The sequence below is a fragment of the Aureimonas altamirensis genome (assembly GCF_001463885.1).
GTDB lineage: Bacteria > Pseudomonadota > Alphaproteobacteria > Rhizobiales > Rhizobiaceae > Aureimonas > Aureimonas altamirensis.
Genome location: NZ_BBWQ01000008.1, coordinates 44,117 through 64,678, shown reverse-complemented (window position 1 = coordinate 64,678; position 20,562 = coordinate 44,117). Strand labels below are relative to the sequence as shown.

General features: G+C 65.4%; 20 protein-coding genes, 1 pseudogene and 1 riboswitch. Of the genes and pseudogenes, 10 read left to right on the top strand and 11 right to left on the bottom strand.

Annotation, left to right across the window (positions count from 1 at the left end; genetic code table 11):
- From AUL31_RS05140 to AUL31_RS05125, 4 genes and pseudogenes are all read right to left on the bottom strand, one after another.
- Positions 1-340 (bottom strand): annotated as a pseudogene (locus AUL31_RS05140) (sugar phosphate isomerase/epimerase); the annotation flags it as partial.
- A 30-nt stretch (positions 341-370) separates the two neighbouring features.
- Positions 371-1,882 (bottom strand): glycerol-3-phosphate dehydrogenase, encoded by a 1,512-nt coding sequence (locus tag AUL31_RS05135; protein ID WP_060602341.1) that lies wholly within the window; start codon positions 1,880-1,882, stop codon positions 371-373.
- The gene (locus AUL31_RS05130; RefSeq protein WP_060602338.1) at positions 1,882-3,537 is read right to left on the bottom strand and encodes an FGGY-family carbohydrate kinase; all 1,656 of its coding nucleotides are present in this window, start codon (positions 3,535-3,537) and stop codon (positions 1,882-1,884) included. The genes AUL31_RS05135 and AUL31_RS05130 overlap by 1 nt, the downstream gene beginning before the upstream one ends.
- A 23-nt stretch (positions 3,538-3,560) precedes the next feature.
- Positions 3,561-4,526, bottom strand: a complete 966-nt coding sequence (locus AUL31_RS05125; protein ID WP_060602335.1) for a sugar-binding transcriptional regulator — start codon at positions 4,524-4,526, stop codon at positions 3,561-3,563.
- A gap of 434 nt (positions 4,527-4,960) precedes the next feature.
- Between AUL31_RS05125 and AUL31_RS05120 the strand changes: the two genes are divergently transcribed.
- From AUL31_RS05120 to AUL31_RS05085, 8 genes are all read left to right on the top strand, one after another.
- A complete protein-coding gene (locus tag AUL31_RS05120; RefSeq protein WP_060602330.1) occupies positions 4,961-5,611 on the top strand; it encodes a DUF2291 domain-containing protein in 651 nt (216 codons plus the stop codon).
- Positions 5,608-7,143 carry a sugar ABC transporter ATP-binding protein gene (locus AUL31_RS05115; RefSeq protein WP_060602327.1) on the top strand — a complete coding sequence of 512 codons (1,536 nt, stop codon included), beginning with the start codon at positions 5,608-5,610 and terminating at the stop codon, positions 7,141-7,143. Before AUL31_RS05120 ends, AUL31_RS05115 begins: the two co-directional genes overlap by 4 nt.
- Positions 7,144-7,169: 26 nt before the next feature.
- The gene (locus tag AUL31_RS05110) at positions 7,170-8,258 is read left to right on the top strand and encodes an ABC transporter permease (protein WP_060602377.1); all 1,089 of its coding nucleotides are present in this window, start codon (positions 7,170-7,172) and stop codon (positions 8,256-8,258) included.
- Between the two features lie 108 nt (positions 8,259-8,366).
- The gene (locus AUL31_RS05105; RefSeq protein ID WP_192842510.1) at positions 8,367-9,281 is read left to right on the top strand and encodes a D-ribose ABC transporter substrate-binding protein; all 915 of its coding nucleotides are present in this window, start codon (positions 8,367-8,369) and stop codon (positions 9,279-9,281) included.
- 52 nt (positions 9,282-9,333) lie between these two features.
- Entirely contained in the window at positions 9,334-10,185 is an 852-nt protein-coding gene (locus AUL31_RS05100; protein ID WP_060602322.1) for a DeoR/GlpR family DNA-binding transcription regulator, read from the top strand.
- Between the two features lie 83 nt (positions 10,186-10,268).
- Positions 10,269-11,795, top strand: a complete 1,527-nt coding sequence (locus tag AUL31_RS05095; protein ID WP_060602319.1) for an FGGY-family carbohydrate kinase — start codon at positions 10,269-10,271, stop codon at positions 11,793-11,795.
- Positions 11,792-12,574 carry a DeoR/GlpR family DNA-binding transcription regulator gene (locus AUL31_RS05090; protein ID WP_060602317.1) on the top strand — a complete coding sequence of 261 codons (783 nt, stop codon included), beginning with the start codon at positions 11,792-11,794 and terminating at the stop codon, positions 12,572-12,574. The genes AUL31_RS05095 and AUL31_RS05090 overlap by 4 nt, the downstream gene beginning before the upstream one ends.
- Positions 12,571-14,259, top strand: a complete 1,689-nt coding sequence (locus AUL31_RS05085; protein ID WP_060602314.1) for a glycerol-3-phosphate dehydrogenase/oxidase — start codon at positions 12,571-12,573, stop codon at positions 14,257-14,259. The genes AUL31_RS05090 and AUL31_RS05085 overlap by 4 nt, the downstream gene beginning before the upstream one ends.
- Here AUL31_RS05085 and AUL31_RS05080 read toward each other — a convergent pair.
- From AUL31_RS05080 to AUL31_RS05065, 4 genes are all read right to left on the bottom strand, one after another.
- A complete protein-coding gene (locus AUL31_RS05080) occupies positions 14,256-14,693 on the bottom strand; it encodes a 6,7-dimethyl-8-ribityllumazine synthase (RefSeq protein WP_060602311.1) in 438 nt (145 codons plus the stop codon). The two genes, AUL31_RS05085 and AUL31_RS05080, sit on opposite strands and share 4 nt — an antisense overlap.
- Before the next feature lie 85 nt (positions 14,694-14,778).
- Positions 14,779-14,911: riboswitch (FMN riboswitch) on the bottom strand.
- A gap of 74 nt (positions 14,912-14,985) precedes the next feature.
- Positions 14,986-15,450 (bottom strand): D-erythrulose-4-phosphate isomerase, encoded by a 465-nt coding sequence (derI, locus tag AUL31_RS05075; protein ID WP_060602308.1) that lies wholly within the window; start codon positions 15,448-15,450, stop codon positions 14,986-14,988.
- 14 nt (positions 15,451-15,464) lie between these two features.
- Positions 15,465-16,229: a triose-phosphate isomerase gene (locus tag AUL31_RS05070; protein WP_060602305.1), complete on the bottom strand. Its 765-nt coding sequence runs from the start codon at positions 16,227-16,229 to the stop codon at positions 15,465-15,467.
- 3 nt (positions 16,230-16,232) lie between these two features.
- Complete coding sequence (locus AUL31_RS05065) at positions 16,233-17,000, bottom strand: DeoR/GlpR family DNA-binding transcription regulator (RefSeq protein WP_060602304.1); 768 nt, start codon at positions 16,998-17,000, stop codon at positions 16,233-16,235.
- A 162-nt stretch (positions 17,001-17,162) separates the two neighbouring features.
- Between AUL31_RS05065 and fba the strand changes: the two genes are divergently transcribed.
- Both fba and AUL31_RS05055 read left to right on the top strand, forming a co-directional pair.
- Positions 17,163-18,200: a class II fructose-bisphosphate aldolase gene (gene fba, locus AUL31_RS05060; protein WP_060602302.1), complete on the top strand. Its 1,038-nt coding sequence runs from the start codon at positions 17,163-17,165 to the stop codon at positions 18,198-18,200.
- Between the two features lie 3 nt (positions 18,201-18,203).
- A complete protein-coding gene (locus AUL31_RS05055; RefSeq protein ID WP_060602299.1) occupies positions 18,204-18,956 on the top strand; it encodes a sulfite exporter TauE/SafE family protein in 753 nt (250 codons plus the stop codon).
- Positions 18,957-18,963: 7 nt separating this feature from the next.
- Here AUL31_RS05055 and queF read toward each other — a convergent pair whose 3' ends face one another.
- The 3 genes from queF to AUL31_RS05040 are packed head-to-tail and all read right to left on the bottom strand — an operon-like array spanning position 18,964 to position 20,551.
- Positions 18,964-19,425 carry a preQ(1) synthase gene (gene queF / locus AUL31_RS05050; RefSeq protein ID WP_060602296.1) on the bottom strand — a complete coding sequence of 154 codons (462 nt, stop codon included), beginning with the start codon at positions 19,423-19,425 and terminating at the stop codon, positions 18,964-18,966.
- 23 nt (positions 19,426-19,448) lie between these two features.
- On the bottom strand, positions 19,449-20,141 hold the full coding sequence (locus AUL31_RS05045) for an RES family NAD+ phosphorylase (protein ID WP_409359940.1): 693 nt from the start codon (positions 20,139-20,141) through the stop codon (positions 19,449-19,451).
- Complete coding sequence (locus tag AUL31_RS05040; protein WP_060602292.1) at positions 20,138-20,551, bottom strand: MbcA/ParS/Xre antitoxin family protein; 414 nt, start codon at positions 20,549-20,551, stop codon at positions 20,138-20,140. The genes AUL31_RS05045 and AUL31_RS05040 overlap by 4 nt, the downstream gene beginning before the upstream one ends.
- Between the last annotated feature and the right edge of the window lie 11 nt (positions 20,552-20,562).

Below are 20,562 nucleotides of genomic sequence, written 5' to 3'. Positions count from 1 at the left end.
CAACCGAAACCCCGCCGAGATCGGCGGTGATGTCGGCGAAGGTCTTGAACCAGTCCACATAATAGCGCCGTACGTCGCGGTCGGGATGGCCGAAATGGTTCAGCCGGCCATAGGGGCCGGTCATGCCGGATGTGACGCGCACGCCCGTCCGGTCCAGCGCGGCGGACATCGAGCGCGTCAGGCGGCGGATCACCGGCGCAGGCCAGGACGGGTTGATGAACTCGTGGGTCAGTTGCAGATCGCGGATGCGCAACTGCCGCGCCACGGTGTCGATCAAGTCGTCCACATCGGCGAAGCGGTTGACGAGCGGATTGGTGTTCAGGGAAAGCGTCAGGGCCATATCGGGATTATCCAGTGCTGCAAATACGCGTCAGGCTGCGATATCGGCCCGGTTGTCGAACCATTCGGCCAAGGCGCTTTTTTCCGCGGCGCTGAGGTGCAGACCGTGCTTGGTACGGCGCACCAGCACGTCATCGGCCGTCATCGCCCACTCATGCGCGATCAGGTAGCGCACCTCGGCCTCGTAGAGATCGCCGCCGAAGTGCCGGCCAAGCCCGCTCAGGTCGCCGGCATCGCCCACCAGGATGTGGGTCCGCGCGCCGTACAGCCGCGCATAATGGCGCATCAGGCGGCGTGGCATCCAGGGATAGGCCTCCCGCAGCCTTTCGGTAAAGGTGACGAAATCCGCGTTCGGGATTTCGCCGCCCGGCAGCGGCGCGCCGCTGGTCCACGAACCCGCCATGCCCGGGAAATAATTCTCGATCTTCTCCACCGCATGCTCGGCCAGCTTGCGGAAGGTGGTGATCTTGCCGCCAAAGACGTTCAGCAGCGGCACGCCATCGGTTTCGTCGAGGTCGAAGGTGTAGTCGCGCGTCACGGCCGAAGGGTTGCCCTTGCCGTCATCGAACAAAGGACGCACGCCGGAGAAGGCATGGAGGATGTCCTCGCGCCGCAACTGCTCCTTGAAGTAGCGGTTCACCACGTCCAGCAGGTAGCCGATCTCGCTTTCGTCGGCGGTCACGTCCTCGGGCCGGCCTTCATAGGGAATGTCGGTCGTGCCGATCAGCGCCTTGTCGCCCTCGTACGGGTTGATGAAGATGACGCGCTTGTCGTCGTTCTGCACCAGATAGGCCTGCGAGCCTTCCCAGAACTTCGGAACGATGATGTGGCTGCCCTTCACCAGGCGCACATTGCGTGGGCTGTTGCTGCCGGCGACCCGGCCCGCGATATCCTTCACCCATGGGCCGCCGGCATTCACCACGACCTTGGCCCTCAGCGTGCGCTTTTCGCCGGTTTCGCGGTTGGTCAGCTCGGCCGTCCAGGCGCCGTCGCTGCGCCGGACACTGGTGCAGGCGGTGCGCGTCAGAACCTCGGCGCCCTTTTCAGCCGCGCCGACGGCGTTCAGCACCACCAGCCGGGCATCGTCCACCCAGCAATCCGAATATTCGAAGCCGCGCGTGTAGCTATCCTTGATGGGCGCACCCTCCGGGTCGCGCCGCAGATCCAGCGAGCGTGTACCCGGCAGCTTCCGGCGTCCGCCGAGATGGTCGTAAAGGAACAGGCCCAGCCGCACCAGCCATGCCGGCCTGTCGTTGGGGCTGTGCGGCAGCACGAAGCGCATCGGCCAGATGATATGCGGCGCCGCGTTCAGCAGCACCTCGCGCTCGATCAACGCCTCGCGCACCAGCCGGAACTCGTAATATTCCAGGTAGCGCAGGCCGCCATGCACCAGCTTGCCGGACCGCGACGAGGTGCCCTGCGCCAGATCGTCCTTTTCGCACAGGACGACGGAAAGGCCCCGCCCCGCCGCATCCCGCGCGATGCCCGCGCCATTGATGCCGCCGCCGACGACCAGCAGATCGATCATTTGGGTATCGCTCATCATGCACTCCCTTCGGTCGCCTCGGCGGCGTCCATGGTCTGTTCCGTATGCTCGCGCGCGGGTTCGTCGGCGTCGGCCCTGCCGATGCCGGCCCCACGGTTGTCCGCCATCGTCTGCCACACCCCTTCCAGGGCGCGGCGCGCCTGCCCATAGGCGGCGAAATCGCGGTCGTAGATCGTCTTAAGGTCGGCGTCCGGGTGTTCGGCGGCGCCCAGAAGCGGCGTTACCCATTCTGCGATGCAGCTATCCATATCCGGGTAGGCGCCGATGGCGACGGCGGCCATCATGGCCGCACCGGCGGCCCCGGCCTCTTCACGGGCAGACACGCGGACAGGCGCGCCGATGGCTGCCGACAGCACCTGACGCAAGGCGCGCGAGCGCGCCGCACCACCCGTCAGCCGCAGCTCGGCCGGCATGTCGCCCATTGCGGCGTAGCAATCGCGCGTGGCCATGCCGAGCCCCTCGACGACCGCCCGGACAAGGTCGGCAAAGCGATGGGTTGCGGCGAGCCCGATGAAGCTGGCGCGCGCATTGGCGTCGATGAAGGGTCCGCGTTCACCGGTATCGGAAATATAGGGATGGTAGAGGATCGAGCCGGGGCGACTGCGATCCATCCAGCCATCGATCCGGCGGACGAGGTCCGCGTGCGCGATCGGCTGGCCGGCCTCTGCCAGAAGATCGCCGGCCACGCGCAGCAGCCAGTCGATGTTCAGCGTCGCAGCCATGTTGGTCTGCACCTGGGTGACCATTCCGGGCACCGGAAGCAGGATGACGTAGCCCGTCCCCTCGTCGTTCAGCACCACCTCGTCGGCCGCGACGGCGCGCATGTGCACGCCGGTGGACCCCACGGTGGAGCAGGCGGCATTGCGATGCCCGGTATGGACGCCCGCACCGAGCGCCGTCATCACCATGTCGACGAAGCCGAGAGAGACCGGCGTTCCGGCAAGAAGGCCGGTTACGTCGGCAGCGGCCTGCGTCAATTTGTGCGTCACCCGCGTGCCGTCGATGATGTCCGGCAGAAGACGACGCTGGCGCGTCAGCCCCAGCGCGTCGATGACGGCATCGTCATAGGCGCGGCGGCGAAAATCGCCAAAGGTGAAGCTGGCTTCCGACGGGTCGGTGGCACGCACGCCCGTCAGGTTGAGATACAGCCAATCCTTGCAATGAAGAGCAGTCTCAGCCTGCTGCAACAGCTCCGGCGCGGCGCTGGCCATATGCGCCATCTGCGCGCCCTGCTGGCAGGTATTGAGCCCGGTGCCGGTTGCCTCAAAGCGCGCCCGCTCGTGCGCGGCGTCGCGCAGCCGGCGCACGGTCGGCGCGGCCCGTGCATCCAGCCACAGCCAGGCATCGCCAACCGGGCGGTTTCCCGCGCCGACAAGCCATGTCCCGTCGCCCTGCCCGGTCACGGACAGGGCAGCGACGCGCGCGGCAAGGCCCGGCGTGCCGGCCACCAGCTCGCGCAGGGCCTCCACGCAATCGGCCCATGTCTGCTCCAGCGATTGGGTCGCGGCGCCATCCGGCCCATGCGAATAGCGGTTGAGAACCGAGGCAACCGCGAGCTGCCGCCCGGAAAGATCGAAGGCGACGGCCTTGATGACGGATGTGCCGGCATCGATGCCGATCACGACATCCTTGCCCGTCGACGGAGCTTGCATTGTCTTTCCTCCCACGCCCGGCCTCAGAACGAATCCGTCTCAAGCAGGGCCGATGCTGTCTTCTCGTCGGTGATCAGCCCGGCCAGAAGCCCGCTCTTCAACACCGAGCGTATGCCGCGAACCTTGCCCTCGCCGCCGGCCAGCGCCACGATCCGCCTGTCCTTGAGCAGCTCGATCCCGGGCGAAACGGTGCGGGCCGACAATGACGTCTCGATGGGCAGGCCATCCCTGTCGAAGAAGTGGCCCAACATCTCTCCGACGCCGCCGCCGGCCTGCACTTCTCGGATTTCCTCGATATCGATCATGCGCGAGGCGACAAGCTGGGCCTCCGGCTGCGCGATGCCGATGCCGACGAACATCAGGTCGGCGTTCAACGCCATCTGGAAAACGTCGTTGACGCCGCGCTGCGCCAGCAGCACATCGCGATCCGCAACCGAATTGGCAAAGAACGGAACCGGCAGCACATAGGCCGCCGCGCCGGTATTCTCGGCCAGGCGGTGCATCACGTCATGCGGGTTGGCCAGGAAGTTGCGGGTGAGCCCGCCGAGCAGCGACACGAAGCGCACCTGCCCGCCATCCACCTTCGGCATGGAAGAGATGGCGGCAGCCAGCGTGCGTCCGTGGCCCAGCCCGATCACGCCGCCACCCTGCATGGTTTCGATCTCGCGCCGCATGAAAGCGGCGCCGGCCATGCCCAGCGCGCGCAGCGGCAATCCGCTTTCGAAGAGATCGGGCACCACCTCGCAGCGCGTCAGGCCGAAACGCTCCGACAACCGGTCCTCCAGTTGGAGGCACTCGGTGACATCCCCCTCGATCACCACCTTGACCGCGCCGGTCTGACTGGCGCGCGCAACCAGACGATGCGCCTTGACGCTCGATACGCCCAGCCGCTCGGCAACTTCGGCCTGCGTCAGGCCGGCGCCGAAATGCAGCCATGCCGCGCGGATGGCGAGGCTGTCGTCTGCCAGGCGGCGCGATATGCGGGACATGACCCTCCACACCCTGATACAGGTGAAATTATTTTACGTTGGCGAAAGTTCTTTCACTTTCCTTCTCACAAGTCAATTCGGCCGGCAGGGCGCCAAATGCCGCACGAAACCATGCTGCACCGCGAGAAATGCGGGGATGCGTGGTTACGGCTATCGGTGAGGATTGACAGAGTGAAGTGGAATATAACATTATCGACCTGAAACTTAACACAGACATATCATGTCCGCGTTAAGACCATGCTTTGCAATGCGACGCCCCCGCCGGGAGGAACACGGCGGGAAATGCGTCATCGGGAGGAAGGCTCAATGTCAGGTTCAGCCGCTACGGCCGTGCTGCCGGTCGTCGCATCATCGCGATGCGGCGACCTGTTGGGCCATCGCAAGGCATTTCGATTCTTCCAGACACTTCAGCCGAACCGGAGGTTGATCCGCCCATGAGTACAGAGGCCGTCGCTGCGCGCCGCGCGCGCTTTCGCCCGAGCCAGATGGTTCTTGCCGCCGCGGCGGTGGCGCTCCTTGCGGCCATCGCGCTCGACACGACCTATGTCAGCGTCGAATCGGCCGCGGGTGCGCGTGCCCAGGGCTTCTCGCCCGAGACATATGGCACCGAGCAATTTCCGACCGTCCAGTCGGCCATCGAGGGTAAGGCGACCGATGCGCCGGCGCTTGCCGCCGCCATCGCCGCCAACAAGGATGAAGCCGTCGCGCAGCACGGTACGCCGTCGGGCATCGCGCCCGTCATGTCCGTCACTTTCACCGGTGTCGCCGGCGAGCCGCGCTCCGGCATCTACCCCGTTACGGTGGACGGCGCGCCCGACGATCTCGTCATCCGCGTGCAGACCGGGCCGGCCATCAACGGCACCGAATTGCGGGATGCGCCCGGCACCATCGAGTTCGGCCAGTTCACCAACCAGATCGAGTATCAGAACGCCGGCGCGGCGCTGAACGATGAGATGAAGAAGCAGGTACTGGCCGGCGTCGACACCGCCAACCTGAACGGCAAGACGATCACGGTCACCGGCGCCTTCCGCCTCATCAACCCCAAAAGCTGGCTCGTGACGCCGGTGCGGATGTCGGTCGAATGAGTGCGCCCCGGCAGGCCGGCGGCATCGGCGAGACGGTTCTTTCCGCGCGGAACGTCGCCAAATCATACGGCAACATCCACGCCTTGAAGGGGGTCAACTTCGACGTCCGGCGCGGCGAGGTGACAACCCTGTTCGGCGAAAACGGCGCCGGCAAGTCCACCCTCATGCGTATCCTGTCGGGCGTCACGCCGCCGACATCGGGCGAGGTGATCCTCGACGGACAGTCCGTCACCTTCGCCTCTTCGGTGGACGCACGCGATCGCGGCATTTCCATCATCCACCAGGAGCTCAGCCTGGCGCCCAATCTCAGCGTGCGCGACAACATCTTCATGGGGCGCGAGATCCGCGGACCGATGGGTGTCGACTTCGCCGAGGAAGAGCGGCAGGCCCGCGCCCTGATGGAGGAACTGGAAGAGGACATCGATCCCCTCACCCCCGTCGAGGAACTGCGGCTGGGCCAGCAGCAGATCGTAGAGATTGCCCGTGCGCTGTCCATCAACGCCCGCATCCTCATCATGGACGAACCCACTTCGGCGCTCAGCGCATCCGAGGTGGAGGTGCTGTTCAAGGTCATCCGCGACCTGAAGGCTCGCGGCGTCGCCATCGTCTATATCTCGCATCACCTGGAAGAGGCGCTGCAGATCACCGATCACGCCGTCGTCCTGCGCGACGGCAGCATGACGGCCAAGGCCGAACGCCGCGATATCGACCTGGAGTGGATCGTCCGCAATATGGTGGGCGAGAATTTCGACCTCGGCTCGCCGCCCTCGGGCTACGATTTCGGGCCGGTGGCCCTGTCGGTCCGCAATGTCAGCGTGACCGAATCCTCCAGCGGGGTCGATGTCGTCGACAGGCTCAGCCTCGACGTGCGCGCCGGCGAGATCGTCTGCATCTACGGCCTCATGGGCGCAGGCCGCACCGAGCTTCTCGAAGCCGTGGCCGGACGTGTCTCGCTGACCGGCGGACAGGTCGTGCTGGAGGGGCAGGACGTATCGCGCCTGTCCATCGCCGAGCGCATCCAGCGCGGGCTGGTGCTGATTCCCGAGGACCGGCAGCGCGACGGTCTGGTGCAGACCATGAGCGTCGGTGAAAACCTGTCGCTCGCCAGCATCAAGGCCTTCACGCGCGGGCTCTTTACCTCGGGCCGCAAGGAGCGGGACCTGGTGAAGGAATCCATCGGCCGCGTCCACATCAAGACGGGTGGCCCCGAGGCCCCCATCGGCTCGCTTTCGGGCGGCAACCAGCAGAAGGTCGTCATCGGCAAGATGCTGGCCACCGGGCCGCGCGTCGTCCTGCTGGACGAGCCGAGCCGAGGCATCGACATCGGCGCCAAGGCCGAAGTGTTCAAGCTTCTGGCAGGCCGCGCCACCGACGGCCTGGCCGTCGTGTATTCCACCTCCGAAGTCGGAGAGTGCCTTTCCATCGCCCATCGCATCATCGTCATGAGCCGGGGCCGCATCGCGGCCGAGTTCGGCTCCGACGTGAGCAAGGAACAGATCATGGCCGCGTCGGGCGAGGCCGTCGTCGCATGACCAGAGACAAGAGCGGAGCCGCGAACATGGCCGACATCACTTCACCCTCGAAGCAGGCTTCCCGGTCGGGCGGATTCGACCTGGCCCGGCTGCTGCTGGAAGGGCGCGCCTTCTTCGCGCTGATCGCGATCATCATCGTCTTTTCGGTGCTGTCGCCGGTCTATTTCACGGTCAACAATTTCCTCGTCATGTCGTCGCATGTGGCGATCTTCGGACTTCTGGCGATCGGCATGCTGCTGGTGATCCTGACAGGCGGCATCGACCTTTCGGTCGGCTCCACGCTGGGGCTCTCCGGCGTCGTCGCCGGCTTCCTGATGCAGGGCGTGACGATGGACGCCTTCGGCATCGTCGCCTATCCGCCGGTCTGGGCGGTGGTGGTGCTGACATTGGCGCTCGGGGCCTTCGTCGGCGCCATCAACGGCGTGCTCATCGCCTTCTTCAAGGTGCCGGCTTTCGTGGCGACGCTGGGCGTTCTTTATGTGGCGCGCGGCGTTGCGCTGCTGATGACCAACGGCCTCACCTACAACAACCTTGCCGGCCGGGCCGAGCTCGGCAACACCGGCTTCGACTGGTTGGGCTTCAACCGCCTGTTCAGCGTACCCATCGGCGTCATCATACTGGTGGTCGTGGCCGTCATCGCCAGCATCATGCTCAATCGCACGGCCTTCGGGCGGTGGATCTACTCCACCGGCGGCAATGCCCGCGCGGCCGAGCTTTCGGGCGTTCCGGTGCGCTTCACCACGCTGATGGTGTACATCCTGTCCGGCATGTGCGCGGCCATCGCCGGGCTGGTCCTGTCTTCGCAGCTGACGTCGGCCGGCCCCACCGCCGGCACCACCTACGAGCTGACGGCCATCGCCGCCGTCGTGGTGGGCGGCGCGGCGCTGACCGGCGGCCGGGGCACGATCCGCGGCACGCTGCTGGGCGCCTTCGTCATCGGCTTCCTGGGCGACGGCCTCGTCATCATCGGCGTCTCGTCCTACTGGCAGACGGTCTTCACCGGTGCGGTGATCGTGCTTGCCGTCCTTCTGAACAGCATCCAGTACGGCCGCCGGCCCAAGCGCACCGCAACGGCAGCCGAAACCCCTTCTCCGCAGCAGGGTTCCAAGGCCTGAGGGCCGGTCTACGGCGGAAGATCGCCGGGCAACCGGCTCCACTTGAGTGCAAAGCACGGGAGAAAAGTGAGCATGCGTAAGACAATCAAGGCCCTGCTGTTGGCAGGCATGGTATCCATCGCACCGTCCTTCGCCGCCACGGCGTCGGCCGAAGGCCTGGTGACGATCATCGTCAACGATCCGTCGAACCCGTACTGGTTCACCGAAGGCGAAGTCGCCTCCAAGACGGCCAAGGAACTGGGCTACGATGCCACCGTCGGGGCGCATCGCGGCGACACCAACACCGAAAGCAACCTGATCGACACCGCGATCACCAACCGGTCGGTCGCCATCATCCTCGACCCGGCCAATGCCGACGGTTCGGTGGGTGCGGTGCGCAAGGCCGTCAACGCCGGCATCCCGGTTTTCCTGGTCAATGCCGAGATCAACCAGGAAGGCCTCGCCAAGTCGCAGCTCGTGTCCAACAATGCGCAGGGCGCGGCGCTGGGCGCGCAGCAGTGGGTGGAGATCCTTGGCGACAAGGCCACCTATGTCGAGCTTCTCGGCGCTCCGTCCGATAACAATGCGGCGACCCGCTCCAACGGCTACACCACCGTTCTCAGCCAGTATCCCGACCTCGAGAAGGTGGGCCAGGAAGTTGCCAACTGGGACCGTACCCAGGGCTTCAACCGCATGCAGAGCCTGCTGCAGGCCAACCCCAACATCAACGGCGTGATCAGCGGCAACGACGAAATGGCGCTCGGCGCCATCGCCGCCCTCAAGCAGGCCGGCAAGCTCGGCGACGTCACGGTTGGCGGCTTCGACGGCTCGCCCGATGCGGTCGCCGCCATCAAGGCCGGCGAACTTGCCTACACGGTGCTGCAGCCGGTTGCCGTGTTTGCGGAAGAAGCCGTGCGCCAGGCCGACAACTTCATCAAGAACGGCGAAACCGGCGCCCCCGCCGAGAAGCAGCTTTTCGACTGCGTCCTGATCACCAAGGACAATGTCGACAAGTACACCTCGCCCTTCGTGCTTGAGCAGTAATGTCGAAGAAAGGGGCGGCCCGGCCGCCCCTTTCCATTTGAGGGGGAGACAGATGGCGGCAGGAAAGCCCGACGATAACGATCCGGCGGTGGCCGTCGCCGCCGACGATCTCCTCAGCGACTCGCGGCAGGCCCGTCAGCTTGCCCGCCGCCAGTCCATTGCCCAGACCGTCATGGCCGAGGGGTCCATGCGGATCGAAGATCTGACCGCGCGCTTCGGCGTCAGCCTCATGACGGCGCACCGCGATCTCGACGAGCTCGTCAGCCGTGGGCTGCTGCGCAAGGCGCGCGGCGTCGTTTCGGCCGCGCCGACCAGCCTGATCGAATCCAGCGACGTCTATCGCGCCAACCGGCAGGCCGCCGAAAAGGAGGCCATCGCCGAAGCCGCCATGCAATTCGTAGAGCCGGGACAAGCCCTGTTCTTCGACGATTCCACCACCGTGCAGCAGATGGCCCGGCATTTGCCGATGAAGGTGCCGCTGACCTGCATCACCAATTCCCTGACCCTGATGAACGAGCTGAAGGGCGTCCGCGACCTGACCTTGCTGGGCCTCGGCGGACAATACTTCAACTGGTGCAACGCGTTCATGGGCCGCATGACGACCAGCGAAATCTCGCGCCTGCGGGCGGACACGCTGTTCATTTCCATGGCCGCTGTCACCGACGACATCGTCTTCCACCAGTCGCCCGAGATGATCGAGACCAAGCGCGCCATGTTCAATGCTTCGGCAAGGCGCATCCTGCTGATCGATCACACGAAATTCGAAAGGCGCGCTTTGCACGGCTTTGCCGCTCTGTCCGAGTTCGACACCGTGATCGTCGACGACCATACGCCCGGGGAGCATGTCTCGCGCCTGCGGGACAAGGGAATCCACGTCGTGGTCGCACCGGTACGTCAACGCTAGGCCTGCGCGTCGTAACATATATTGCCGTTATATTTGGACTGTTGTAACACCTTCGCACGGAATCGCGCGGGAGGTTTACGGTCGTGCCATCAATTCTGGGTATCGATAACGGGCTCACCGTCACCAAGGCCGTCATCTTCGACGTGGATGGGCGGCAGCTTGCAGTGGCGCGGCGCCGGGTGCCGCAGGACATTCCCCATCCGCGCCACGTCGAGCGCGACATGGCCGGCCTGTGGCGCGCGACGGCGGAAGCGATCCGCGATGCCCTCGCCGCGTCCGGCCGGCCCGCCGGCGATATCGTGGCCATCGCCGCCACGGCGCATGGCGACGGGTTATATCTGCTGGACCGGGAACGGCGGCCGCTTGGGCCGGGCATCCTTTCGCTCGACAGCCGCGCACTGGACATCGTAAAGCGCTGGTCGGGCGCCGGCCTTTTCGATGCCGCACTGGAGCTGACCGGACAGGCACCCCACGTATCCGCCCCATCTGCGCTGCTGGCGTGGATCCGCGACAACGAGCCCGAGCGGTATGCGCGCATCGGCCACGTGCTGGGCTGCAAGGACTGGCTGCGCTACTGCCTGACCGATACGATCGGTACGGACCGGACAGAGGCCAGCACATCCTTTACCGACGTGACGACGCAGGCCTATTCCAGGCAGGCGGTGGAGCTGTTCGGCCTGTCAGCCATCTTCGACGCCCTCGCCCCCATGGCCGGCTCGGCCGAGATCGTCGGCCACGTCACCGCGCAGGCCGCGGCAGCCACCGGCCTTGTCGAAGGAACGCCCGTTGCCTGCGGCCTTCACGACGTGACCGCCTCGGCGCTGGGTGCGGGCGGGCACCGGCACGGCGTCGTCGACATCGTGGCGGGCACCTATTCCATCAACGAGGTGGTCACCGACACGCCCCGCGTCGATGCACGCTGGTTCTGCCGCAACGGCATCGCGCCCGGCCAGTGGAATGCCATGTCGATCTCGCCGGCGTCGGCCGCCAATTACGACTGGTTTCTCGATACGGTTTTCAGGACAGAGCTCGAGGCGTCGCAAGCCGGTGGGCAGCCCATTCACGCCCTTGCCGGGGCAGAGCTCGACGCGGCGCTGGCGCGGCCCTCGGGCATCCTCTTCCATCCGTATCTGTTCGGCTCGCCACAAGCCGGCCCGGCCAGTGCCGGCTTCTTCGGCCTGCATGGCTGGCACAATCGGGGCGACATGCTGCGCGCGGTACTGGAAGGGATCGCCTTCAACCACCGCTACCATATCGACGCCCTCGCCGACGGTTTCCGCTTCGATGCGGCACGCCTGACGGGGGGTATTTCACGCAACCCCTCCTTTGCCCAGTTGTTCGCCGATGTCATCGGCCGCCCGGTCACCCTGTCCACCACAGAGGAAACCGCCGCCTTCGGCGCCGTGCTCTGTGCCGGCGCGGCAGTCGGCCTGTATGACAGCCCCATGGCCGATCCGCGCGGCGCGGCCGTCGACGGGCCAACCTATCGGCCGGACGCGGCGCGCCATGACGCCTTGTCGGCACGCTATGCGGTGTATCGCAATCTTGCGGATGCGATGGCGCCCCTGTGGCCGCAACTGGAATCCTTGAGCGAAGGCAGCCAGCAATGACGCGGGGACCGGACCGGCGCGACGAGATCGCCGCCTTTGTCGCCGAGCGCGGCCATGTGCGCGTGGAAGAGCTGGTGGAGCGCTTTGGCGTTTCCCGCATGACCATCCACCGCCACGTCGACCAGTTGGCGCAGCGCGGCATGCTGCACAAGCTTCACGGCGCGGTCAGCGCGCAGCCCTCCGGCATCTATGAAAGCCTGTTTCGCTATCGCAGCGGCATGGCCGTGCAGGAGAAGGCGCAGCTCGCGCAGGCCGCGCTTCGTCATATCGAGCCGGGACAGGTCGTGATGCTGGATGATTCGACCACGGTGACGGCGCTGGCGCCCCTTCTGGCCGCCAAGACGCCGATCAGCGTCGTCACCAACAGCCTCGCCTCTGCCGATGTGCTGCGCGGCGTCGACGGCGTCGACCTGTTGTGTCCCGGCGGACAATACCACCGCACCTACGACGCCTATATCGGCCACCTGTGTGAAACCGCGCTCGGGCGGCTGCGGGCCGACGTGGCCATCTGTTCCGCCTCGGCCGTCGACGGCGCCACCGCCTTTATCCAGGATTCGGAGATCGTGCGGATCAAGCAGGCCATGCTGGCCTCGGCTCGCAAGCGGATCCTGCTGGTGGACGGTTCCAAGTTCGGTCGCGTGGCGCTGCACGAGTTCGCGCCGCTGGACACGTTCGATACGGTGATCGTCGATGCCGCTGTATCGGCGCAAACGGTGTCCGGACTTCGCGAAGCGGGTATCCGGATAGAAACTGCCTCTTCCAGGAAAAGCGGATCATGAGCCAAGCACCCACCAGCGGTACGCCCGAAGATTTCGATGTCGTCATCCTGGGGGCCGGGATCAACGGCGCGGGCCTGTTCCGCGATCTATGCGAGCAGGGCGTGCGCTGCCTGATCGTCGACAAGGGCGACTATGGGTCGGGCACCAGCGCCGCACCCTCGCGCCTGATCCATGGCGGCATAAAATATCTCGAGACGGGTGAGTTCGGGCTGGTGCGCCAATCCACCCTGGAACGCAACCTGCTGCTGCGCAATGCGCCGCATGCGGTGCATCCGCTGCCGACGATCATCCCGATCTTCTCATGGACCAAGGGCGCGTGGGCGGCCCTGCGCACTCTGTTCGGCTCCACCACCGCGCCGCGCAGCCGCGGCGCCGCGATCGTCAAGATCGGCATGGCCATGTACGACATGTACGGAGCCCGGCACCGCGTGATGCCACGGCACACCTTCTACGGCAAAGGCCGGGCCCTGCAGGAAATGCCGGCGCTGACGCCGCGTATCGTTGCGGCAGGGCGCTACTACGACGCCTGGATCGCCCGCCCGGAACGCCTGGTCTTTGAGCTCGTCGCCGATGGGCTTGCGGCAATGCCCCGCTCGATGGCGCTGAACGATACGACGCTGAAGGCTGTCGATGGCGATGTCCTGCACATCCAGGGCTTCGACGGCGCCACGCATGCCGTGCGGCCACGCATCGTCGTCAACGCCGCCGGTCCGTGGATCGATACCGTCAATGCAGCCCTGGGCGCACCGTCCCGCCTGATCGGCGGCACCAAGGGCTCGCACATCCTGCTGGATCACGACGAGCTGGTGCGCATGCTGGATGGCCGGATGATCTATTTCGAGGCCGATGACGGCCGCATCTGCCTGGTCTACGACTATCTCGGCCGCGCCCTCGTCGGTTCTACCGATATTCCCGCAGCCAACCCGGACACCGTCCGCTGCGACGACGAGGAGATCGACTACCTCCTCGCAAGTCTCTCGGCCCTTTTGCCGAAACTTTCCTTTTCGCGCGCGCAGATCGTCTACGCCTATAGCGGCATCCGGCCCCTGCCCGCCTCCGACGCCACCAATCCCGGGCTCATCAGCCGCGATCACTCCGCACCGGTGGACGAGGCGGCCGGTGGGCGCGGCTTTCCTATCGTGTCGCTGGTCGGCGGCAAGTGGACGACCTTCCGGGGCTTTGCCGAAGAGGTCGCCGATATGGTTCTGGGGCGGCTCGGGCGGGACAGGCAGGTATCAACGCAATCGCTTCCCATCGGCGGCGGGCGCGATTTCCCGGCGTCCGACGGCGCGCGGCAGGACTGGGTCGATGGCATCGCCCGCAAGACCGGCCTTGCGCCCGAGCGCGTCGGGGCGCTGCTGTCGCGCTATGGCACCACGGCGGCCGTGTTTGCAGTGACAGAGGCGCAGCAAGGCGATGCGCGGTTGCCGGACAGCGCGGATTACAGCCTTGCCGAAATCGGGCATATCGTGCGGCACGAGCATGTGCGGCATCTGGCCGACATCGTCATGCGCCGCACCACGCTTGCCGTCTGCGGCACGCTGACGATGCGGGATCTCGAAGCCATCGCCGACATAGCCGCCGCAGCCCTTGGCTGGAGCGACGCCACGCGGGCAAGCGAGGTCGCCGACCTTTCCGCCCGCCTGACGCGCGACAACCATATGCGGTTGTCTGCCGCCGGCTAGATGCCGAGATCGGCAATGGCCAGCACAGCCGCGGCGGCCTCCTTGCCCTTCTTGACGAAATGCTCGGTGAAAAAGGCCACATGCTCGGCCGAGGGCTGAAAGTGATGCGGGGTCAGCGACACCGAGAAGGTTGGCACGCCCGTCTTCATCTGGGCGTCCATAAGGCCGTTCACCACGGCGGCCGCAACGAAGTCGTGGCGGTAGATGCCACCATCCACCACCAGCGCGGCGGCGACGATGGCGTCGTATCGCCCGCTGTGCCCGAGCTTCTGGGCAAGTAGCGGCATCTCGAAAGCGCCGGGCACATCGAAGCTGTCCAACGTGTGCGGCCGGCCGCTTTGCGACATCGCTTCGGCAAACCCCGCATGGGCCCGATCGACGATGTCGGCATGCCAGCGGGCCTTGATGAAAGCTATCCTGAGGTTGTTTGTCATTGCGGCATCCAGAACAGGTGTTGAACAGGATTCGGGCCGCAAACTGGCAGGCACCCGCGCAAACCTGACGTTTGCACGGGGTACTGGCCGTTCTCTCTTATCCGGACTGTAACCGTCGGCGCCGGAATCTCACCGGACTCTGCTGACCCTGCCGTTGCCGGCAGGCGCTCGCGGGCTATACCGCCGGTGGGGAGTTTCACCCCGCCCCGAGAACCTTGAAGTCGTGTGACTTCGGTTGTTTCTTGCCCCGGTTCATGCGCCGGGGCAAGTCTTGCGTGTGTGAACGGCGCGTTCAGCCAGCCGGATGATATTTGGAATCCAGCGCGTTGATCGCCTCGACATTGCCCACCGACTTGCCGGCCGGGTCGAACTCGTTGGCCAGGTACGCTTCGGCAATGGATTTTGCCAGTTCCGCACCGATGACGCGCGCGCCCATGGTGATGATCTGCGCGTTGTTGGACAGCGCAGCCCGCTCGGCCGAGTAGGTATCGTGCGTCTGCGCCGCCCGGATGCCCGGCACCTTGTTGGCCGACAGGGCCACACCGATGCCCGTGCCGCAGCACAGGATGGCACGGTCGTAGGTGCCGTCCAGAACGCCCTTGGCCACGCGCTCGGAAAGATTGGCATAATACTCGTCATTGCCGGCCGGCGGCGTCGAGACCTCGGAAACCTCGAGGCCGGGCTTGCCCTTCAGATGCTCGGCCAGAACCTTGGCAAGGGGTGCGCCCGCACTGTCTCCGGCGATTGCGATTTTCATGATTTTTCCTTTCGTTAAAGTGCCTTGGCGCATTTTGCGAGGATGTCGAGATAACCCTCGACATGCCAGGCCGAACGCCCGATGAAAAGTCCGTCGACATGTGGGCAGGCGATCAGTTCCTCGCAATTGCCCGGATTGACGCTGCCGCCGTACAGGCACGGCACCGTCCGGCCCGTGATGGCGCGCGCCAGCTCGATGATCCGCGCCTGCCGGGCATCGGCGTAGCCGGCGCTTGCCGGCTTGCCGCCCTCTCCGATGGCCCAGACCGGCTCATAGGCGAACAGGATGGGCATAGCCTTCTGGGCGTCGTTCAGCCGGCCGAGCGCACCTTCCACCTGACGGGCCAGCACGGCGTCGGCCTGTCCGGCCTCCTTTTCGCTTTCCGTCTCGCCGATACAGATAAGCGGCGTCAGCCCATGGCGAAGGGCGGCTTCCGTCTTCAGCCCGACGGTTTCGTCCGTTTCGCCGAAATGTTCGCGGCGCTCCGAATGGCCAAGCTCGACGATGTCGAGCCCGCAATCCGTGAGCATGAGCGGCGAAATCTCGCCCGTCCAGGCGCCGGCATCGGCCCAATGCATGTTCTGTGCACCCACCTTCACGTCGCTTGCCAAAAGGATGGACTTCACCTCCCGCACGGCCGTGAAGGGCGGGATCACGAAGCGCTGGATGCGCGCGTCGCCCGGCTCGACCGCAAGGCGTTCGGCAAAGCTGCGCGCCTCGGCAAGCGTCTTGTTCATTTTCCAGCTGGTGCCGATCCAGACATGCTTCTTATCGACCATGCTTCAACCTTCTTCCGCGAAATAGAGCTTGATGCCGTCCTGCCTGAGGGCGTCCGCCCTTTCCTGTGGCAGGGCAGCGGATGTGACGACACCGTCGAAGACGTCGAGATCGGCCAGACGGTGCAAGGCCGTACGCCCGAACTTGCGATGATCCACCATCAGATAGCGCGACGCCGACGAGGCTATCATGCCGCGCTTGACCTCCAGCACCTCCTGGTCCTGATGGAAGGCCGTCCGCCCGTCGATGGCCGACGACGACAGGAAAGCGATGTCGGCCCGCAGCTCGGCGATGGCCTTCTCCGTCAAAACGCCGAAGAAGCCGTTGAACTTCTTGGAAAAGCTGCCGCCAAGGGCGATCAGCTCGATGCCGGCCTGCCCCGACAGTTCGACGATGACCGCAAGATTGTTGGTGATGACCGTCAGCGGACGGCACTCGATAAGATGCGGCGTTATCATCTGCGACGTCGAGCCATCGTCCACCATGACGATCATGCGCTTTTCGATGAAGCCGGCGGCACGCCGCGCGATCATCTGCTTTTCCTTGGCGGCGACGCGCGCCCGATAGCGGAAATCCGATTCGAACTGGCCGCCCGCCTCGATGGTGGCGCCACCGCGAATTTTGCGCAGCAGCCCGGCGGATTCGAGATCGTCCAGATCGCGATGGATGGTCATCGTGGACACTTCGAAAGCGCGCGCCATCGATTCCAGCGAGGCGGCGCCTTCGCGGATCAGAAGCTCGATAATCTCGTGACGGCGCTGTTCCGGCCTCATCGGCGGCCTTCCTCCCTGAAGCCCGAAAATAACACCGACCTTGTCAAATTCAACATCATTTTTGTTATTTTGAGGATTTGCTTGTTATATCTCCGCAGGGCCCTTAATCCCGATATGCCATGCCGGCATCGCCATTCCGCCGATCGACGAGGAGACCATCTTTTGGCGCGCATAACACTCAGACAGCTGCTCGACCACGCTGCCGAAAACGCCTATGGCGTGCCGGCCTTCAACATCAGCAACATGGAACAGGGGCTGGCCATCATGGCCGCCGCGGACGAAACGAGCTCGCCCGTTATCCTGCAGGCCAGCCGCGGCGCGCGCGCCTATGCAAACGACATCGTGCTGGCCCGGCTGATCGACGGCCTGGTCGAGCTGTATCCGCACATTCCGGTCTGCATGCATCTCGACCACGGCAACTCGGTCGCAACCTGCGTGACGGCCATCCAGAACGGTTTCACCTCGGTCATGATGGACGGCTCGCTGAAGGCGGACGGCACCACGCCGGCCGACTACACCTACAACCGGGACATCACACGCAAGGTGGTGGAAATTGCCCATTCCTCCGGCGTATCGGTGGAAGGGGAGCTAGGCGTCCTCGGCTCTCTGGAAACGGGCATGGGCGACCAGGAAGACGGCCATGGCGCAACGGGCACGCTGTCGCACGACCAGCTCCTGACCGATCCGGAAGAGGCGGAACGTTTCGTGGCGGAAACCGGCGTCGATGCGCTGGCCGTCGCGATGGGCACGAGCCACGGCGCCTACAAGTTCAGCCGCCAGCCGGATGGCGACGTGCTGGCCATGGGCGTGATCGAGGAAATCCACAAGCGCCTGCCGAACACGCATCTGGTCATGCACGGCTCTTCCTCGGTGCCGGTGGACCTGCAGGATGTCATCAATGCGCATGGCGGTGCGTTGAAGCCCACATGGGGCGTGCCTGTGGAAGAGATCCAGCGTGGCATCCGCCACGGCGTCCGCAAGATCAACATCGATACCGATCTGCGCCTTGCGGTGACGGCGGCGGTACGCAGCATCCTGTGGAACGACCCTGCCGAGTTCGATCCGCGCAAATACATGAAGCCGGCAATGGACGGCATGCGCAAGGTATGCGTTGCCCGCTTCGAGGCATTCGGCACTGCGGGCCAGGCCGACGCGATCCGGCCGCGCGCTTTGTCGGCGATGGCGCGCCACTACGCCTGAGGCATGGACGTCACGTCACTCCTGCCGCCGGAAGTTTCCCCGGTCTTCGGGCTGGCCATCGTTCTGGCCAGCTTCCTGACATCGGCGCTGACGGCGGCACTTGGGCTCGGCGGCGGGCTCGCCATGCTGGCGATCCTGGGGCTCGGCCTGCCGTCATCCAGCCTGCTTGCGGTTCATGGCATCGTGCAGCTCGGATCGAACGCCAGCCGCGTCGTCATCCAGCGCCGGTTCATCGCCTGGCCACTGGTGCTGTGGTTCTTTCTCGGCAGCGTGGTTGGCGTTGCGGTAGGCACGCCGATCGCGGCAGCCATCCCCGAAACGGCCGCGAAACTGGCTCTTGCCCTGTTCATCCTGTGGTCCATCTTCGGCACCCGCCCGAAGCCAGAACGCATGGGCCGCGCCACCTTCGTCATTGGCGGCGCGATCACCTCGGTGGCCACAATGATCGTCGGCGCAACCGGCGCGCTCGTCGCAGGGCTTCTGTCGGCGCGCGGCCTTGTGAAACAGCCGCTCGTGGCCACCCACGCCACCTGCATGGTGGTGCAGCACGGGCTGAAGATCATTGCCTTCGGCCTGATCGGCTTTTCCTATGCGCAATGGGCCCCGCTGCTGGCCGCGATGATCGCCATGGGCGCATTCGGTTCCTGGGTGGGTACGGTCGCGCTGGACAAATTGCCGGAGCCGATCTTCCGCCGCGCCTTCAAGATCACCATGACCGTGTTGGCGCTGCACATCGTCTACGACGCCCTCGCCTGACGCGGCGTCAGCCACGCCCCCGGTAGGGCGGCACACCCTGATCCGGAATCCAGACCTTGGCGGGCACGGCGCCCGTCTGCCAGAAGACATCGATGGGGATGCCGCCGCGCGGGTACCAGTAGCCGCCGATGCGCAGCCATTGGGGTTCCAGAAGATCCACCAGCCGACGGGCGATGGAGATTGTGCAATCTTCGTGGAATGCGCCATGGTTGCGGAAGGCGCCGAGATAGAGCTTCAGCGACTTGCTTTCCACCAGCCATCCCGACGGCACGTAATCGATCACCAGATGGGCGAAGTCCGGCTGGCCCGTCATCGGGCACAAAGAGGTGAACTCCGGCGCGGTGAAGCGTACGCAATAGCTTATGCCGGCCTGCGGGTTTGCCACACGCTCCAGAACGGCTTCTTCGGGGCTGGCCGGCAAGGCGGTCGGCTGTCCCAGTTGCTTCAGGTCGTTGTAGATATCGCTCATCGTCACTCTTGCAGTCTCATGGCCTACCGCTCGACGCGGAAAACGCCGTTATGGGTGTAATCGCGAACGAGGTCCACGCATTCTCCGTTCCAGTGATAGGCCAGATGCCGCCCCTGTACGGGCGCGGAGGCGCAATCTGGATAGAACAGCGCAACGCACGCGCCGCCCGGCTGCCGGACGCTGGGATAGCGCAAACCGTCGGAGCCTGCAGCGCGCAGCCCGGCCGCGGCCTCCTGTGCCTTCGTATAGTCGTCCGGGTGCAGCAGGGCGGCATCGGCCTGCGGGTCCACCACGTGCAGATCCGCATCGACATCGAGGACGATTTCCCGAAACTGGTTGGTCCAGCTTTCGGGTTCGGCCGTGGCGGCCATGAAACGCTCGTGATGATGGATCGTCTCGGCCAGCGCCACCTCGAAACTGTCCGCCACGTAGAGAACGCCGAAACTGCCATCTGAAAAGCGGCTCTGCCGGTCGGCCGATACATGCGTGAACGGCGCCATCAGGTAAGAGGCGCCCGTGCCGCCCACGCGCCTGCCGGGCGGCACACGCTCGACTTCGCCGAGGCGCTCGGCAAGCCGGGGATTGGTCTTCTGCTCGGCGGCCATGATCGCCGCCCAATCAGCGGGATCGGCGATATCCTCGAACAGGTCGATCGGCGGAAAGATGCTGCGGATGATGCGGACCGCCTTCGTCCACCGCGTTCTGGCAATTTTCACCAGCCACCGCGCTCCGCGTCGATATAACGGCGGACGCGGATGAGGTCGGTCAACTCCCCCTGCAGCATCACGTCCAGCGCGGACTGGCCGCCGAAGGCGGCATTGGGCGCCTTGATCCACGCGTAGACGCGCGGAGAGTCGCCGAAGATCAGGCGCAGGCCCTTGTGTATGCCCATCAGATTGGAAAGGCGCGCCTTGCCATCGCGGCCAAGGCGGCCGGGACCTTCCATCTTCCACCGGCGATAGCTGCGCAAGCCGATGTCCAGAAGCAGCGCGGCCTGTTCGTCCGTCAGGCCCCACCGCGAAAACAGCCGCACCGCCGCCCGGAAGCTGGCCGCCGCTTCATCATCGGTGATCAGCGGCGAAGCCGGCGCCAAAACTGCCACATCGACAGGAGTCAGCCTGATCATGGATGGTCCTT

Bases quoted from the DNA above. Each gene is read 5' to 3' on its own strand.
- AUL31_RS05135 (WP_060602341.1), bottom strand. From the start codon at position 1,882: ATGAGCGATACCCAAATGATCGATCTGCTGGTCGTCGGCGGCGGCATC.
- AUL31_RS05130 (WP_060602338.1), bottom strand. From the start codon at position 3,537: ATGCAAGCTCCGTCGACGGGCAAGGATGTCGTGATCGGCATCGATGCC.
- AUL31_RS05125 (WP_060602335.1), bottom strand. From the start codon at position 4,526: ATGTCCCGCATATCGCGCCGCCTGGCAGACGACAGCCTCGCCATCCGC.
- AUL31_RS05120 (WP_060602330.1), top strand. From the start codon at position 4,961: ATGAGTACAGAGGCCGTCGCTGCGCGCCGCGCGCGCTTTCGCCCGAGC.
- AUL31_RS05115 (WP_060602327.1), top strand. From the start codon at position 5,608: ATGAGTGCGCCCCGGCAGGCCGGCGGCATCGGCGAGACGGTTCTTTCC.
- AUL31_RS05110 (WP_060602377.1), top strand. From the start codon at position 7,170: ATGGCCGACATCACTTCACCCTCGAAGCAGGCTTCCCGGTCGGGCGGA.
- AUL31_RS05105 (WP_192842510.1), top strand. From the start codon at position 8,367: ATGGTATCCATCGCACCGTCCTTCGCCGCCACGGCGTCGGCCGAAGGC.
- AUL31_RS05100 (WP_060602322.1), top strand. From the start codon at position 9,334: ATGGCGGCAGGAAAGCCCGACGATAACGATCCGGCGGTGGCCGTCGCC.
- AUL31_RS05090 (WP_060602317.1), top strand. From the start codon at position 11,792: ATGACGCGGGGACCGGACCGGCGCGACGAGATCGCCGCCTTTGTCGCC.
- AUL31_RS05085 (WP_060602314.1), top strand. From the start codon at position 12,571: ATGAGCCAAGCACCCACCAGCGGTACGCCCGAAGATTTCGATGTCGTC.
- AUL31_RS05080 (WP_060602311.1), bottom strand. From the start codon at position 14,693: ATGACAAACAACCTCAGGATAGCTTTCATCAAGGCCCGCTGGCATGCC.
- derI (WP_060602308.1), bottom strand. From the start codon at position 15,450: ATGAAAATCGCAATCGCCGGAGACAGTGCGGGCGCACCCCTTGCCAAG.
- AUL31_RS05070 (WP_060602305.1), bottom strand. From the start codon at position 16,229: ATGGTCGATAAGAAGCATGTCTGGATCGGCACCAGCTGGAAAATGAAC.
- AUL31_RS05065 (WP_060602304.1), bottom strand. From the start codon at position 17,000: ATGAGGCCGGAACAGCGCCGTCACGAGATTATCGAGCTTCTGATCCGC.
- AUL31_RS05055 (WP_060602299.1), top strand. From the start codon at position 18,204: ATGGACGTCACGTCACTCCTGCCGCCGGAAGTTTCCCCGGTCTTCGGG.
- queF (WP_060602296.1), bottom strand. From the start codon at position 19,425: ATGAGCGATATCTACAACGACCTGAAGCAACTGGGACAGCCGACCGCC.
- AUL31_RS05040 (WP_060602292.1), bottom strand. From the start codon at position 20,551: ATGATCAGGCTGACTCCTGTCGATGTGGCAGTTTTGGCGCCGGCTTCG.